At 35.0% G+C, this 13,719-nt stretch carries 17 protein-coding genes; 3 read left to right on the top strand and 14 right to left on the bottom strand.

What is annotated here, in order from left to right; translation table 11 throughout:
- Positions 1-10: 10 nt before the first annotated feature.
- The 4 genes from yhbY to AC4GZ8_RS07940 are packed head-to-tail and all read right to left on the bottom strand — an operon-like array spanning position 11 to position 2,782.
- The gene (gene yhbY / locus AC4GZ8_RS07955; RefSeq protein WP_491081309.1) at positions 11-304 is read right to left on the bottom strand and encodes a ribosome assembly RNA-binding protein YhbY; all 294 of its coding nucleotides are present in this window, start codon (positions 302-304) and stop codon (positions 11-13) included.
- The gene (aroE, locus tag AC4GZ8_RS07950; protein WP_491081308.1) at positions 298-1,140 is read right to left on the bottom strand and encodes a shikimate dehydrogenase; all 843 of its coding nucleotides are present in this window, start codon (positions 1,138-1,140) and stop codon (positions 298-300) included. Before aroE ends, yhbY begins: the two co-directional genes overlap by 7 nt.
- A gap of 16 nt (positions 1,141-1,156) precedes the next feature.
- Positions 1,157-2,263 carry a ribosome biogenesis GTPase YqeH gene (yqeH, locus tag AC4GZ8_RS07945; protein ID WP_491081307.1) on the bottom strand — a complete coding sequence of 369 codons (1,107 nt, stop codon included), beginning with the start codon at positions 2,261-2,263 and terminating at the stop codon, positions 1,157-1,159.
- Positions 2,264-2,266: 3 nt separating this feature from the next.
- Positions 2,267-2,782: a YqeG family HAD IIIA-type phosphatase gene (locus AC4GZ8_RS07940; RefSeq protein ID WP_491081305.1), complete on the bottom strand. Its 516-nt coding sequence runs from the start codon at positions 2,780-2,782 to the stop codon at positions 2,267-2,269.
- Between the two features lie 381 nt (positions 2,783-3,163).
- Between AC4GZ8_RS07940 and AC4GZ8_RS07935 the strand changes: the two genes are divergently transcribed.
- The gene (locus AC4GZ8_RS07935) at positions 3,164-3,304 is read left to right on the top strand and encodes a sporulation histidine kinase inhibitor Sda (RefSeq protein ID WP_491081575.1); all 141 of its coding nucleotides are present in this window, start codon (positions 3,164-3,166) and stop codon (positions 3,302-3,304) included.
- Between the two features lie 244 nt (positions 3,305-3,548).
- Here AC4GZ8_RS07935 and AC4GZ8_RS07930 read toward each other — a convergent pair whose 3' ends face one another.
- A complete protein-coding gene (locus AC4GZ8_RS07930) occupies positions 3,549-3,698 on the bottom strand; it encodes a hypothetical protein (protein ID WP_491081304.1) in 150 nt (49 codons plus the stop codon).
- Between the two features lie 233 nt (positions 3,699-3,931).
- Here AC4GZ8_RS07930 and sigK point away from each other — a divergent pair, with 233 nt between their 5' ends.
- Positions 3,932-4,657 carry an RNA polymerase sporulation sigma factor SigK gene (gene sigK / locus AC4GZ8_RS07925; protein WP_491081303.1) on the top strand — a complete coding sequence of 242 codons (726 nt, stop codon included), beginning with the start codon at positions 3,932-3,934 and terminating at the stop codon, positions 4,655-4,657.
- A gap of 358 nt (positions 4,658-5,015) precedes the next feature.
- Here sigK and AC4GZ8_RS07920 read toward each other — a convergent pair whose 3' ends face one another.
- The 3 genes from AC4GZ8_RS07920 to mtnN all read right to left on the bottom strand — a co-directional run bounded on the left by AC4GZ8_RS07920 (position 5,016) and on the right by mtnN (position 6,965).
- Positions 5,016-5,162 (bottom strand): YrzI family small protein, encoded by a 147-nt coding sequence (locus tag AC4GZ8_RS07920; protein ID WP_491081302.1) that lies wholly within the window; start codon positions 5,160-5,162, stop codon positions 5,016-5,018.
- Positions 5,163-5,638: 476 nt separating this feature from the next.
- The gene (locus tag AC4GZ8_RS07915; RefSeq protein WP_491081301.1) at positions 5,639-5,872 is read right to left on the bottom strand and encodes a YrhC family protein; all 234 of its coding nucleotides are present in this window, start codon (positions 5,870-5,872) and stop codon (positions 5,639-5,641) included.
- A 400-nt stretch (positions 5,873-6,272) separates the two neighbouring features.
- Positions 6,273-6,965 carry a 5'-methylthioadenosine/S-adenosylhomocysteine nucleosidase gene (gene mtnN / locus AC4GZ8_RS07910; protein WP_491081300.1) on the bottom strand — a complete coding sequence of 231 codons (693 nt, stop codon included), beginning with the start codon at positions 6,963-6,965 and terminating at the stop codon, positions 6,273-6,275.
- A gap of 196 nt (positions 6,966-7,161) precedes the next feature.
- Here mtnN and AC4GZ8_RS07905 point away from each other — a divergent pair, with 196 nt between their 5' ends.
- On the top strand, positions 7,162-7,368 hold the full coding sequence (locus AC4GZ8_RS07905; protein WP_491081298.1) for a DUF2536 family protein: 207 nt from the start codon (positions 7,162-7,164) through the stop codon (positions 7,366-7,368).
- A gap of 61 nt (positions 7,369-7,429) precedes the next feature.
- Here the strand turns inward: AC4GZ8_RS07905 and AC4GZ8_RS07900 are convergent, their stop codons facing one another.
- The 6 genes from AC4GZ8_RS07900 to AC4GZ8_RS07875 all read right to left on the bottom strand — a co-directional run bounded on the left by AC4GZ8_RS07900 (position 7,430) and on the right by AC4GZ8_RS07875 (position 13,709).
- Positions 7,430-8,110 (bottom strand): YrrS family protein, encoded by a 681-nt coding sequence (locus AC4GZ8_RS07900; protein WP_491081296.1) that lies wholly within the window; start codon positions 8,108-8,110, stop codon positions 7,430-7,432.
- 109 nt (positions 8,111-8,219) lie between these two features.
- Complete coding sequence (locus AC4GZ8_RS07895) at positions 8,220-9,980, bottom strand: peptidoglycan D,D-transpeptidase FtsI family protein (RefSeq protein ID WP_491081294.1); 1,761 nt, start codon at positions 9,978-9,980, stop codon at positions 8,220-8,222.
- Positions 9,981-10,091: 111 nt separating this feature from the next.
- The gene (greA, locus tag AC4GZ8_RS07890) at positions 10,092-10,565 is read right to left on the bottom strand and encodes a transcription elongation factor GreA (protein ID WP_491081293.1); all 474 of its coding nucleotides are present in this window, start codon (positions 10,563-10,565) and stop codon (positions 10,092-10,094) included.
- A 267-nt stretch (positions 10,566-10,832) separates the two neighbouring features.
- The gene (gene udk, locus AC4GZ8_RS07885) at positions 10,833-11,468 is read right to left on the bottom strand and encodes a uridine kinase (RefSeq protein WP_491081291.1); all 636 of its coding nucleotides are present in this window, start codon (positions 11,466-11,468) and stop codon (positions 10,833-10,835) included.
- 5 nt (positions 11,469-11,473) lie between these two features.
- Positions 11,474-12,742, bottom strand: a complete 1,269-nt coding sequence (locus AC4GZ8_RS07880) for a peptidase U32 family protein (protein WP_491081290.1) — start codon at positions 12,740-12,742, stop codon at positions 11,474-11,476.
- Between the two features lie 34 nt (positions 12,743-12,776).
- Positions 12,777-13,709 (bottom strand): peptidase U32 family protein, encoded by a 933-nt coding sequence (locus AC4GZ8_RS07875; protein ID WP_491081289.1) that lies wholly within the window; start codon positions 13,707-13,709, stop codon positions 12,777-12,779.
- Between the last annotated feature and the right edge of the window lie 10 nt (positions 13,710-13,719).

Raw genomic sequence — 13,719 nt, 5'->3', positions numbered from 1 at the left:
CCCTAACTTGTTAATTCGGCAGACGAATTTGTTTATTTTCTTTTGATTCTTTATATAACACAATCGTGTTTCCAATAATTTGAACAAGCTCAGCACCTGTCCCATTGATGATCTCTTCAGCTACGGTATTCTTATCATCCTCACAATTTTGAAGCACAGATACTTTAAAGAGTTCTCGTGCCTCAAGTGCATCTGATAATTGTTTTATCATATTTTCATTCACTCCACCCTTACCAACTTGAAAGATTGGATTTAGGTGATGAGCTTCAGAACGTAAAAAACGTTTTTGTTTCCCAGTTAACATGATGTTCCTCCTAGTTTGTCATAAACAATTTTAGTCATTTTTTCAATTGATGGAGCTTGTTTTGTCCATAGTTCAAAAGCAAGTGCTGCTTGATGCACAAACATACCCACACCTGTATGAACAGTTAAACCTAACTCCTCAGCCTCTTTTAGCAAAGCTGTATGAATTGGGTTATAAATGATATCACTTACAATTGCTGACTTATTAGCATTTCTTAGTGATAATGGCTTTTGATCTGTATATGGATGAAGACCAACTGCAGTTGTTTGGATCATAATGTCATATCCACCAATATGATCCTCTGCTTCTTGGATCGTCAAAGCCTTGCTATTATTCGGAAAAGGGCATTCATGAATGAGCTCCTCCGCTTTTGTAACTGTTCGATTACAAATATCTATTTCCTTGCAACCTTGGTGAGTAAGAGCAAGGTAAATCCCACGAGCTGCACCACCTGCACCAATAATTAGTATTTTATGATCTGAAACTGATTTATTGATCATTTCTTTTAAAGATTCAACATAACCATTCCCATCTGTATTATGTCCAATTAATCGACCATTCACATTTACTACTGTGTTAACTGCACCTGCTATCTTAGCTGTTTCATGCAATTCATCTAAATATGGAATAATAGAAACTTTATGTGGAATCGTAACATTAAATCCTTTAACCCCTAATAGCTTTAACGCTTCAACAGATTCCTTTAAACGTTCTGGCTCAACATGAAAAGCATGGTAATATCCGTCAATATTTTTCTCTTTAAACGCATCATTATGAATAGCGGGTGACATTGAATGCTCAACAGGACATCCGATCAATCCATATAAGTTCCCCATACTCAACTCTCCCCAATTATATTAGCGATTTTCTCAATGTGACATTTACTCCTTTTGGAGCAAAAGCAACAATTTTTTTTCCTGGATTATTCACCGTCACCCATCCTAATCCTGAAAAGACAACATCTGTTTTTCCTTCATGAATCGTTAATTCATGAGAAATCAATTCCGGGAATGTCGCTACGTCTTCTTTTCTCGGAGGTGTTAAAAGCTCACCAACATGTTTTTCATATAATGAATCAGCATTCTCTAACTTAGTTCGATGAATGTTCAACTCATTCGGAATATAGCAAACAAGAGCTTCTTTTCCACCAGATACATAATCTAATCTAGCAAGTCCTCCGAAATATAATGTTTGGTTTTCATTTAATTGAAATACTTTCGGCTTAATTTCCTTTTTAGGACTTAGTAGCTTCAAGTCACGCTTATCCACAAAGTGTGCCATTTGATGGTGATTGATAATACCAGGTGTGTCGTATAAAGATGCTCCATTGTCTAGCGGTATTTCAATTAGGTCTAATGTTGTACCTGGATAATGTGACGTAGTAATCACATCATTTACTCCTGCAACTTCCTTAATCATTCGATTAATGAAGGTTGATTTCCCAACATTTGTACAGCCTACAACATAAACATCCTGTCCATTCCGATATTCATCGATTAATTCAGCTACCTCTTTAATGCCATGACCTTTTGCAGAGCTTACTAAACATACATCAACCGGTTTTAACCCTAATTCTTTCGCTTCTCTTTTCATCCAGTTAATCAACTTTTGCTTTTTCACTGACTTTGGTAAGATATCACTCTTATTTCCAACTAACAAAATTGGATTTCCTTTTACAAAACGTTGAATTCCTTGTAACCAGCTACCACTGAAATCAAAAATATCAACAATTTTTACAATTAATCCTTTTGTTTCGCCAATTCCATGTAAAATCTTTAAAAAATCATCATCTGTTAGTGAAACATCCTGAATCTCATTATAATTTTTTAACCGGAAGCATCTTTGACAAATAATATCCTCTTTTTCTAATGCACTTTCTGGAGCATACCCAAGCTTGCCAGGATCTTGTGTTTGGATTAAAACACCACACCCTATACATGAAAATTGCTGTTCAGACACGTCTTATTCCTCCCATTGAATCATACCTTTACGCTTCAAATTAGCCATGATCATACGTTCTATTCTGCGATTAATTCTAGTAAAGAATCCATCTGTTGATGCAACTGGAACAACCAAAATAGTCTGGAATCCATTACGATTTCCGCCTAATACATCTGTTAAGAGCTGGTCACCTATCACAACAACTTCTTCTTTTTTTAAGTTCATATCTTTAACCGCTTTTAAGAATGCCTTTCCCATAGGCTTTCTAGCCTTATAGATAAAAGGGATATTATGAGGTTCTGAAAATGCTTTTACACGATTTTCATTATTATTTGAAACAATTGTAATCTTCATATCAAGGTCTTTTACTTCTTTAAACCACTCAATTAATTGGGGGGTAGCTTCTGGTCGATCCCATTCAACTAGAGTATTATCTAAATCAGTAATAATTCCTTTTATTCCACTTTCCTTCAATTTCTGCGGAGATATATGATAAATACTTTTCACATATTCACCAGGTAAAAATAACTGTAGCATGAGTTTTTAACACCTCATTATCATTTTTTTGCCATCTTACATCATATCGAATTTAAATCATTCTTTCAAAACAAAATTAAAGTATATGAAAATTTACCACAAAAAATCACAAAAACTTTTCGACAAATTCCGACCACCTTCAACAGCTGTGGATAATATTATACACAATATCCACCTTGCAATACCTCATTTTTCACACCTTATAAACATTATACCCACAATTTATCCACCGTTAATTGTGGATAACAGAACGGTTGTTCTTACTTTTGATTCATGTTAGATTAAAATTAATAACAAAATATAACATTTTTACATGTCTTATATTGTATAAGACCATAACAAATGTTAGGAGGTGTAGAGCCAAATACTTGGCCATTCTTTATGCGTAAACTTTCTGACGAATTATTAATCGAATCTTATTTCAAAGCGATCGATATGAAACTAAACGATGATTTTATAGAATTAATTATGATTGAAATTAAGCGCCGTTCTTTGGGGCATGTGTTAAAAGCTTCTTCCTAAAGCTTTACTCTGTCGCCAGACGGCTTTTTTTAATCATCCACGTATATACTTTGTCCATTCTGATTTTACGCTACTCTCTCAAATACTTTGCCGTAACATATAATTAGTGAATGTTATTATACCATTTGTTTAGAAGCACCTCTATCTTTATTTCCCTTATTCGGAAGAAAATTATGATGGGGAAATGTGACCAAAATGAAAAACCTTCAGAGAATACTGAAGGTTTTTCATTTTGATTGATTTATCATCTAACATGATTGTAATAATAATACCCTCCGCCAATGACAAGCAACAAAATTAATAATACTACAATAAACGCAAACCAATAACCATAACCGCTCGCTGCAGGTGTATACGGATATGGCGCTGGCCCATATGGTGAATAACCATACATCGACTTTTCCTCCCTATTTTTAGTCATTCTTCAATATAACTATGTACGAAACCTAGTAAACGCGTAGGCTGTTAACCTAACATCGTCCAAAAAATTCACATAGTGACATGTACATAAAAACAAAAAAGAATCTAAGGAATTCTTTCATATGTACAGACACAAACAAGCTCCCTTCATCATACATATGACTTATAGGCACTTGCCTATATTACGTTTTAAGTGGAGGTGGGGGTATGACAGGGCTCATAACAGCACTAGGTTTCTTTGTAAAAGAATTAGTGTTTTTAGTATCTTATGTAAAAAACAATGCCTTTCCACAGCCTTTGTCTGCAACAGACGAAAAGAAGTATCTTCAACAAATGTCTGAAGGTGATGAGTACGCGAGAAACATGTTGATTGAACATAACTTGCGACTCGTAGCTCATATTGTAAAAAAATTTGAAAATACCGGGGAAGACTCAGAAGACTTGATATCTATTGGAACCATAGGGTTAATAAAAGCGATTGAAAGCTACTCACAAGGGAAGGGAACAAAGCTTGCAACTTATGCAGCTAGATGTATCGAAAATGAAATCCTCATGCATTTACGAGCTTTAAAAAAGACTAAAAAAGATGTATCCCTACATGACCCGATTGGTCAAGATAAAGAAGGAAATGAAATAAGTTTAATCGATGTCTTAAAATCTGAAAACGAAGATGTCATTGACACAATTCAATTAAATATGGAATTAGAAAAAGTTAAGGAATATATCGACATATTGGATGGCAGAGAACGAGAAGTCATCGTTGGAAGGTTTGGACTTGATTTGAAGAAAGAGAAAACACAGCGTGAAATTGCAAAAGAACTGGGCATCTCGAGAAGCTATGTATCTAGAATTGAAAAACGTGCATTAATGAAAATGTTTCATGAATTTTATCGTGCTGAAAAAGAAAAGAGAAATCGCTTAAAGGAAAAATGATGGTTTAGGAAAAGCGCAAGTGCCTTGATCAGCCTCGGGCAAATAAGCTAATTTAGAACAGAAGGCGTTCTTTACCTTTAATTCTAACTTAGCTAGACCCTAAGGCAGTTACTTACACGACGTCTTGTCGCAGTAACTGCACTTGCACGTACTGTGCGATCTAAGGCTAGGCGCTGGACACTATACTAAGAACAAAACATATAAATTCTGATAAAGTAAGAAAGGGGCGCAGATAGAGTTGCGCCCCTTTCTTATTCTTTTAAACTTAGCTAGGCAGTATCCTTCTCAACAACTAAATGTAATAATAATTCAATTTTCATCATATTCATCGCCTCCAGTATTTTTATTTAAGCTTTAATTACATGTTATGAAAATTCTCAAATTGCTTTGTTTTAACTTCTTCCATTCTTCTTTGGATTTCTTGCTCTCGTTGAATGTCATTTTTTGATTGCTTTCTTTTTGAAACAGAAAGAGTCAGTGTAATAAAAAATAAGTTAATTGTCATGTATATCACCTCCTTTAAGTTGTTTAACACCTTGAAATGATGACAGGTTGCCAAATCCTTAAAGGTTTTCCGGATTTCACATAGTGACGTGATCTCTTAATGACGAATAAAATAAAAACACGCCACAGGGCAACCTGCAGCGTTTAATAACAAATAAAAAACGCCACAAGGATTCAAATCAACCTGTGGCGTGTTTACTTATCTAAAAAAAACGATTCATGTTAAGTAAATAATTAATATACACCATTTTGGTCGAAAAGAAAGATTAAGTTGTTGTTATGTGAATTTGTTCGTTTGTTCATGTTCTTCGACCTCCATTTCATTAATTATTGTTATATTGGTAATTATATCCACAATTTCCAATTCTGTAAATACGTTTTTAAAAGTTTATATTTTCTGATAATTCAGGTATTATATTTTCATTTACACAAAAAACCAATCTCAAAAGAAAGATTGAGATTGGTTTGAAAGTAACGTTATTTATTTTCTGTTTCATCCAATTGTTTATTATATTTCAAAGACATTTTAAAGCTTACGAACGCTCCAGCTAAAAAAAGAATTGTGGTAATCATTAAAACAAAATCATAAATAAAATGTTTTTCCTCATCTGGCAGTACAACACCTATATATAAGAAAACACTTGCTGCTAAAAGTACAAATGCATAATTCTTAAAATCTGTAGCAAGCTCTTGTAATGCTTTTTTATTCATTAAATCACCTACTAAACGTGTTATACATACACAATAACACAGTCTAGCAGTCTATTAACCCAGTAAATTCAACCATTAGTGGGATAATTTTAATATTAGAAAAGCGCAAGCGCCTAGGTCAGCCTCGGGCAAATAAGACTCAAACGAATAGAAGACGTTCTTTGCCTTCTATTCATTTGTGGCTTATGACCTCGACGGGCTAGGCACTGGAGCTGGATGTCGAAGCACTTAACCACAGTTTTAGAATTTTATCATTTCCTTTATTTAAACACGATACAAAAATGACTTAAATGTTGAGTTTAATCCAACAATTTAAGTCATCTTGGTATTTATCCCACTGTTAACCTACCTCAAGCTCCTGAGTTTACAGAGAAGGTAAATGGGGGATGAAAGTTTCACTTTATATTGCTTCTACTATTTTTAAAACCAAATCAGCTGAATGCTTCGCCGCTTGATCTAAAAACTGATCAAAGGAAATATTTGACTCTTTCCCAGCTATATCAGATAATGCTCTGATGATCACAAAAGGCACTTCAAATTGATGACAAACTTGTGCAATTGCAGCTGCTTCCATTTCACCTGCATAAAGGTTTTGAAATTTACTTCGTATAAATTCCACTTTATCAGGGTCATTTAAAAACGAGTCACCTGTCACGATTAAGCCTTTAGCAACTTGAATATCTGTAATTTCCTCTGCTTTCTTAACTGCAATCTCCACCAGTTTTGGATCTGGTTTATAGGCTGCCGGTAATCCTGGGACTTGTCCGTATTCATAACCAAACGCAGTTACATCCACATCATTATGACGTACTTCAGTGGAGATGACAACATCTCCTACATTCAATGATGAGTGGAAACCTCCGGCTGAACCAGTGTTAATCACGTAGTCAGGTTTATATCGGTCTAATAATAATGTTGTACTAAGAGCTGCATTAACCTTTCCAATACCAGACTTTAGGAGGATAATGTCCACTCCGTTATATACACCAGCAGTAAATTCACTTCCAGCAATCATTTGCTGCTCACGATTTTCCAACTTATCTCTTAAAATGGTTACCTCTTCTTCCATGGCCCCGATAATAGCAATTTTCATTAGATTCATTCCTTCCATATGTATCGATCTAATTTTCATGTTAGATGTCTTGTATCTCCACATAGAAGTTTACCTATTTCATTTGTTCAACGCAAGGTTAATTAACTTAGTTATTTCTGTTGCTGTTGTTTCTGTTTTTTCCTTTCATCATTTGGTACTATTTAATCAAGAAAAATTTGCATAAGAGGTGTACAACATGGATTTTCAATTGGACTTATTAAAGGATAAAGTTGAATTTTTTGAAGCAACGTCTATTAAGGATTTAGAAAAAAAAATTAATGATCAAATCGTTCATAACCAAGCTATTTTGTTACATGTACATTCTGTTTCACATCAGATGTTTGTAACAGAAGAAGGCAAAAGATTGTATAGTGCTGTCGTTCACTTTAAAGCAAACCTGTAATACTTTATTAAACCTAAAAGGAGCTTTTTACGAATAAAACGTAAAAAGCTCCTTTTTTAAGTTAATCTAATTTTTCAATTTTGGTTGGTTTCCAGCCTTGATTTTCAACCCAAGTAATATAAACTTTATATTTAGCTGATTGATCCTTAGGTGAGATGGTACCAGCAGCATCATTTGGACTGCCATTGTTTCCAAGGAACCAGATAATCATTTCAGATTCTGGAATGCCAGTTGCATAACTAAGTGCTTTTGTCATTTCATTCCAATCTTGTGAACCCTTTGTATAATTCGCTGAATGAGGCTCAGATTGAGAGGTTCCAATTGGCTCCCATGCAGGATTTTCAATTGTTTCTGCAATACCTGAGCCAGGTTCACCCTCGGTTATTTTTGCTTGTTCAAAAGAATCCTCTGTTTTATCTTCCTCTTTACTCTCTGTATCCTCGGAACCATTTTCTTTTTGTTCTTCTGCTTCTTCAGGATCGTCTACTGTTGATTCTTCAGTTTCTTCAGTTTTCTTTGGATCTTCTTCTTCGGTATTTTCTTTTTCACTTGCAAGTTTTATATCAGGCTGCTCATTGTATTTAGCGGTTTTTTCAGATTGGTTTGCACCTAGTATAAGCTGTGACCCTATCACAAATATCAGGACTAAAACAATACCAATTAGTGTGTTTAAAACAATATTTGTTTTTCTTTTTTTATCTCTTTTTTCGTATCGAGAGGTGCTAAATTGATTATGACTCAATGCCCTACACTCCTTTTTCCCTTATACCTTCAGTCTACATTCTAGCATTTTAGCTATTTTCTATCTAGTCGTATCATAAATCCTAAATGAAAAGATTACTACTCCTAAACTAGTTTTTTCGTTCGTCAATTTTAGACATTTCGTTTACAATATCATAGAAAGCAGCATTCGTACCCGCCCCAGAACTCGTTGTATCCATCTCAACAACAACTAAAGCATATTTTGGTTTTTCAGATGGAAAATAACCGGCAAACCATTTATTATATAACGTTTGACCATTGTCATTTGATTGACCTGTTTGAGCAGTTCCTGATTTACCTGATACCTCAATCGGTGATGTTTGAAACCTTCTTCCTGTTCCCTCAGGATCTGTCACAACTAGCCTTAGCAGTTTTTGCAGCTTTGCAGCTGTCGTAGGAGTTATTTTTTCCCCTTCCAATGAATTAGACGTAAATGAATACATATTGGTTCCATTTTTATATAATATATTTTCTACGATCTTCACTTGCTGTTTTTGTCCGCCCCTCGCAATGGTTGCCATCATATTTGCTACAGAAAGCGGGGTAACCTTTACATCCTTTTGACCAATAGCTGTTTGATCTATAGCTCTTGGGACATTTTTATCTTTACTATCACCCCAAATATTACCAGATTTTTCATCAGGAATTTGCTTGAAATTCTCATAATGAAATACTTCTCCAGTCCAGCCAACCGGGTCAATTAAACCTAGCTTATTAGAGGTATCCTCTATAACATCTTTATCTTGGTCCATTAATTCCTTTGCTAATGTTGTAAATGTATAGTTACAGCTTTTTGCAAAGCTCCTTTCAAACGTAAGCTGTCCATCTTCTTGTCCACCATCTGCTTCACCATGTAAATTAAGGTTGCAATTAAATTGTCTTGTTGGATCATCTAAACCATATTCAATTGCCGCAGCAGAAATGACAGTTTTAAAAATAGACCCGGGGAAAAGAGGCTGAAGCATTTGATTTGTTAAAGTACTTGAATCCGCTCGATTTAAGCTTGGTTTACTGGCCATAGCTAATACTTCATTGCTTTCGATATCAAGTAATACAGCTCCACCTTTCTCGACTTTTTGCTGATCTAATACCTTTTCGATCATTGCTTGCATTTCCTTGTCAATTGTCGTTTCCACTGTTACCGGATAAAACGGATTAGAATCTGCAATATATTTTACATTGATACCAAATAAAGGATGCCCGTCACCATCTACATGATATAGAAGCTTTGTTTCCGCGTCTGGTAACAAAAACTCATCAAAGGCTTTCTCAAGTCCAGTTACACCTATTTTGGTTTTGTAAGACAAATCTGTGCGATCTGGATATTTCTTTCTTAATGCCTCTGCATTTTCTCCAATAATTCCGATAACATGATCCCCTATTGTCTCATCCAGCTTTGTTTGTTGATAAATACCGAACACACCTGGAATTTCTAAGTCATTAATTTTTTCAAGCTCAGGTTTCGTTAAGGCTATCCCATCTTTACTTGAAAGCACGATGGGCTCTTTCGTGTTGCTGACTAATTCCTGTAATGTCTCACTCGGAATCCCAACAATCTGCGAAAGGTCCTCTGAAGGCCATGAGACCTCCTTTAGAAACGGAAATAAAACCAAGGATGGTTCTGCTTGCTTTTGTAATGACTCTCCATGACGGTCAACAAAACGACCTCTTCCATCATCAATCATGACTTCTTGTGTTCTTTGATTAACACTTTCTTGTACAAGATTAATACCTTTTTTTGAAAAGGACTCTGTATGTATTAATTGAATATCAGCTAGCCGATATAAAATAAGTGTTAAAACCACTAAGTAAAAAATACCCATAAAAGTAAGTCTCTTTTTTGATAACATCATAACCTCCCGTGAGGCGCTATCATTCACTTATCATTCCTTAAAATAGGGAATAAAAAAAGAAACACCTCATCATCATTTTTGACGAGGTGTTTCTTATATAAACCTTTATTAGCTAATTTTCACAATTTTCACTAGCATTTCTCCACCTGGTGTTTGAACGGTTACTTCATCGCCAACCTTTTTACCAAGTAAGCTTTTAGCTATTGGAGAATCATTAGAGATCTTACCCTCAAAAGGATCCGCCTCTGCACTACCTACAATTGTATACGTTTCTTCATCACCATCTGGTAGTTCAGTAAATGTAACTGTACGACCTAATGATACTAAGCTTGTATCAGCTTCACCTTCAATAATTTTTGCATTACGGATCATATTTTCTAATGTTGTTATACGGCCTTCAACAAATGCTTGTTCTTCTTTAGCTGAATCGTATTCAGAGTTCTCAGATAAATCCCCGAAGCTGCGCGCAATTTTAATTCTTTCTACTACCTCTTTACGTTTAACCGTTTTCAAATATTCAAGCTCTTGCTCGAGCTTTTCTTTACCTTCTTTAGTCATTGGAAAAACTTTTTCTTGTGCCATGTTTGTTCCACTCCTTCTAGTAGACTTCCCCGTCGTACTGAGTCATTTCATGCTTTACTTTTTCTTTTTGCTATGTATTAGCTAATCACTAACTACTTAAGTAAAAAATAATAAAACTTATTATCCCAATATCGCCCAACAAATTATGTAAAAAAGCAAGGGCAACAAAGTGCCCTTTTCCCATATAAACGATGTCTTTATGAAAGCTAGATAGATTTATTACTTATACTTAATATGAACACAGTAGACTTTATCTATGCTATGTTATTACAAAATTGCATTTAGTTCAAGAATTGTTTGAATTTTTGTTACCATTAAATCGATCGCAACATGATTTTGACCACCTTCTGGGATGATGATATCAGCATATCTCTTCGTTGGCTCGATAAATTGGTTATGCATTGGTCTTACAATTGAAATATATTGCTCAATAACCGAATCGATAGAACGACCTCTTTCTTTAATATCACGAAGAATTCTTCGAATAATTCGTAAATCAGCATCTGTATCAACATATAATTTGATATCCATTAAATCACGTAAACGCTCGTCCTCTAAGATTAGGATCCCTTCAAGAATGATAACGTCTTTAGGTTCTACAATAATCACATCTTCGGATCTTGTATGCAATTTATAATCATAAACTGGTTTTTCAATTGATTTGTGATGCAATAAAGCGTTCAAATGTTCGATTAATAAATCATTATCAAATGCAAACGGATGATCATAATTCGTGTTTAATCTCTGTTCAAACGGTAAATGACTTTGATCTTTATAATAATAATCTTGCTCAAGCATTAAGATCGAATGACCTTTAAAATGCTCGTAGATTGCTTTCGTCACGCTTGTCTTTCCTGATCCTGATCCTCCAGCAACCCCTATTACAACCGGCTTCTTCGCCATTCTTATTAGAACCCCTTTCGCATCATGTTGTTCACGAAGACCGGTTTATCTACTTTAAATGTCACAATTTGTAGTGGATGGCGAGCTGCATCTAGCTCATTACCATCTTCATCCCAAATCTTCTCGATTGTTTGTGTAAAGTTATCAATTTCAGGACCAAAGAATTCAACTGTTTCGCCAGGTTTGAAGTGATTACGTTGCTGTAAAGTAACCATTTGTGTTTCTTTGTTATAATCTAAAACAAGTCCGGCAAAATCATACTCAGTCTTCTTACTATGTTGGCCAAACATTTGTTGTTTAAATCCAGGAACTCCTTCAAAGAATGCAGAAGCTGTTTCACGGTTAGCACATTTGTTAAGTTCTTTTAACCATTCAGGATCTATCTTAAAGTTTTCGGGATCTGCACAGTATGCATCAATTACTTTACGATAGACACTTACAACTGTAGCAATATAATGAATGGACTTCATTCTTCCTTCAATCTTTAAACTGTCGACCCCAAGCTCAATCATTTTAGGAATAGATTCAATTAAGTTTAAATCCTTAGGACTCATTGCAAATGCCGCATCATTTTCATCAAATAAAGGAACTTCATGATTGTTTTCAATTTTAAACAGGTCATAATCCCAGCGACAAGACTGACAGCAACCGCCACGATTTGAATCACGTGCAGTCATATGGTTACTTAACGTACAGCGTCCAGAGTAGGCGATACACATTGCACCATGAATAAAGGCTTCAATTTCAATATCAACCTTTTCTTTCATTTCCTTTATTTCCTCAGCACTTGTTTCACGAGCTAAAACAACACGTTCTAGTCCCTCATCTTTCCAAAATTGAACTGCTTTCCAGTTTGAAAGTGATTGCTGAGTACTTAAATGCACCTCAAGTTTCGGAGCAACACGGCGACAGGTTTCAATGATCAGTGGATCAGCGACGATAATTCCGGTTACTCCGGCATCCTGTAATCCCATTAAATACTCGTCAAGTCCATCCATGTTTTCATTATGGGCAAATATATTTGTTGTTACATAAATCTTCGCCCCGTATTTGTTTGCAAACTGAACACCCTCTGCCATTTCCTCTAAAGAGAAATTATCTGCATTTGAACGAAGACCATATTCTTGGCCTCCAATAAAAACAGCATCTGCTCCATAATGAACTGCAATTTTTAATTTTTCTAAATTGCCTGCTGGTGCTAATAACTCAGGTTTCTTAGTAATCACACGTTTCCCATCGACCATTGTAGAAATTTTATCGATTACTGTTGTCACTTTTTTCACTCCCTTTTGCATGATAATGTTCAACTTAATAAACTGTTTCTTTGAAGAAAAAACCAGTATCTAATGAGCGATTCTTCGCTTGAATGTTCTCGATTTCTTCTAAAAGTGTATCTTTTATTTCTTCGTATTTTGTATTATTTTCAATACACAGATCAATTGCTTTTCGGTATTTTTTCGTGACTTCAATAATATATTCTGATGTTTGCAATACACCATCAATTTTGAATGAGTCAACACCTGCATCAATCATTTCTCCAAGCTCATCAATAATACAAATATCATTCGGGCTCATAATATGTGTGCCATTGACGTCTTCGAAAATAGGATATTTATTATCTCTTTCCGGATCAAATAGAAACATCATTTCCTTATCATCAAAACGATTTTCAACTTTTAAAGCCTTGCCTTGATACTCAAAGTAATTACCTAAAAGTGTGCGTTTAGATTGGAACATACAGGTCATCCCATGCACCTGCACCTCTATTTCAACCTCTGCATGCTCTTTTATTTCAATAATCGCATCCATGCTTAATTCTCGGGCTAGTACAGCTCGCTTTGCACCTTTTCTTCCCCAATAATTACATGTATACCAATTTGTTGCAGTTGTTTCTGTATTCCAGTGCAGCTTTAGATCTGGTGCTACTTCTTTTGCTGCCATTAAAACAGCTGGATCTCCGAACACGACAGCATCTACCTTTACTTCTTTTAAAAATAACAAATAGTTTTCTATATCTTCGATCGCCTCATTATGAAAAATAGCATTCATGGCAACATATACTTTTTTATTATGTTTGTGAGCAATTTCAATAGCTTCTTTTACTTGTTCTCTGGAAAATTCTCCTGCAAGGCGTAGACCAAATCTTTGTTCTCCAATCATAAATGCATCTGCACCTGCTTCAATCAAGGGCTGAAAGTCCTCCACTGATTTTGGTGTAACTAACAATTCAGGTTTTTTCATTCTATTTCAC

It is taken from the genome of Metabacillus sp. RB-C-LZQ-3-1 (assembly GCF_058315175.1).
This window is presented reverse-complemented; position numbering and strand designations above follow the sequence as displayed.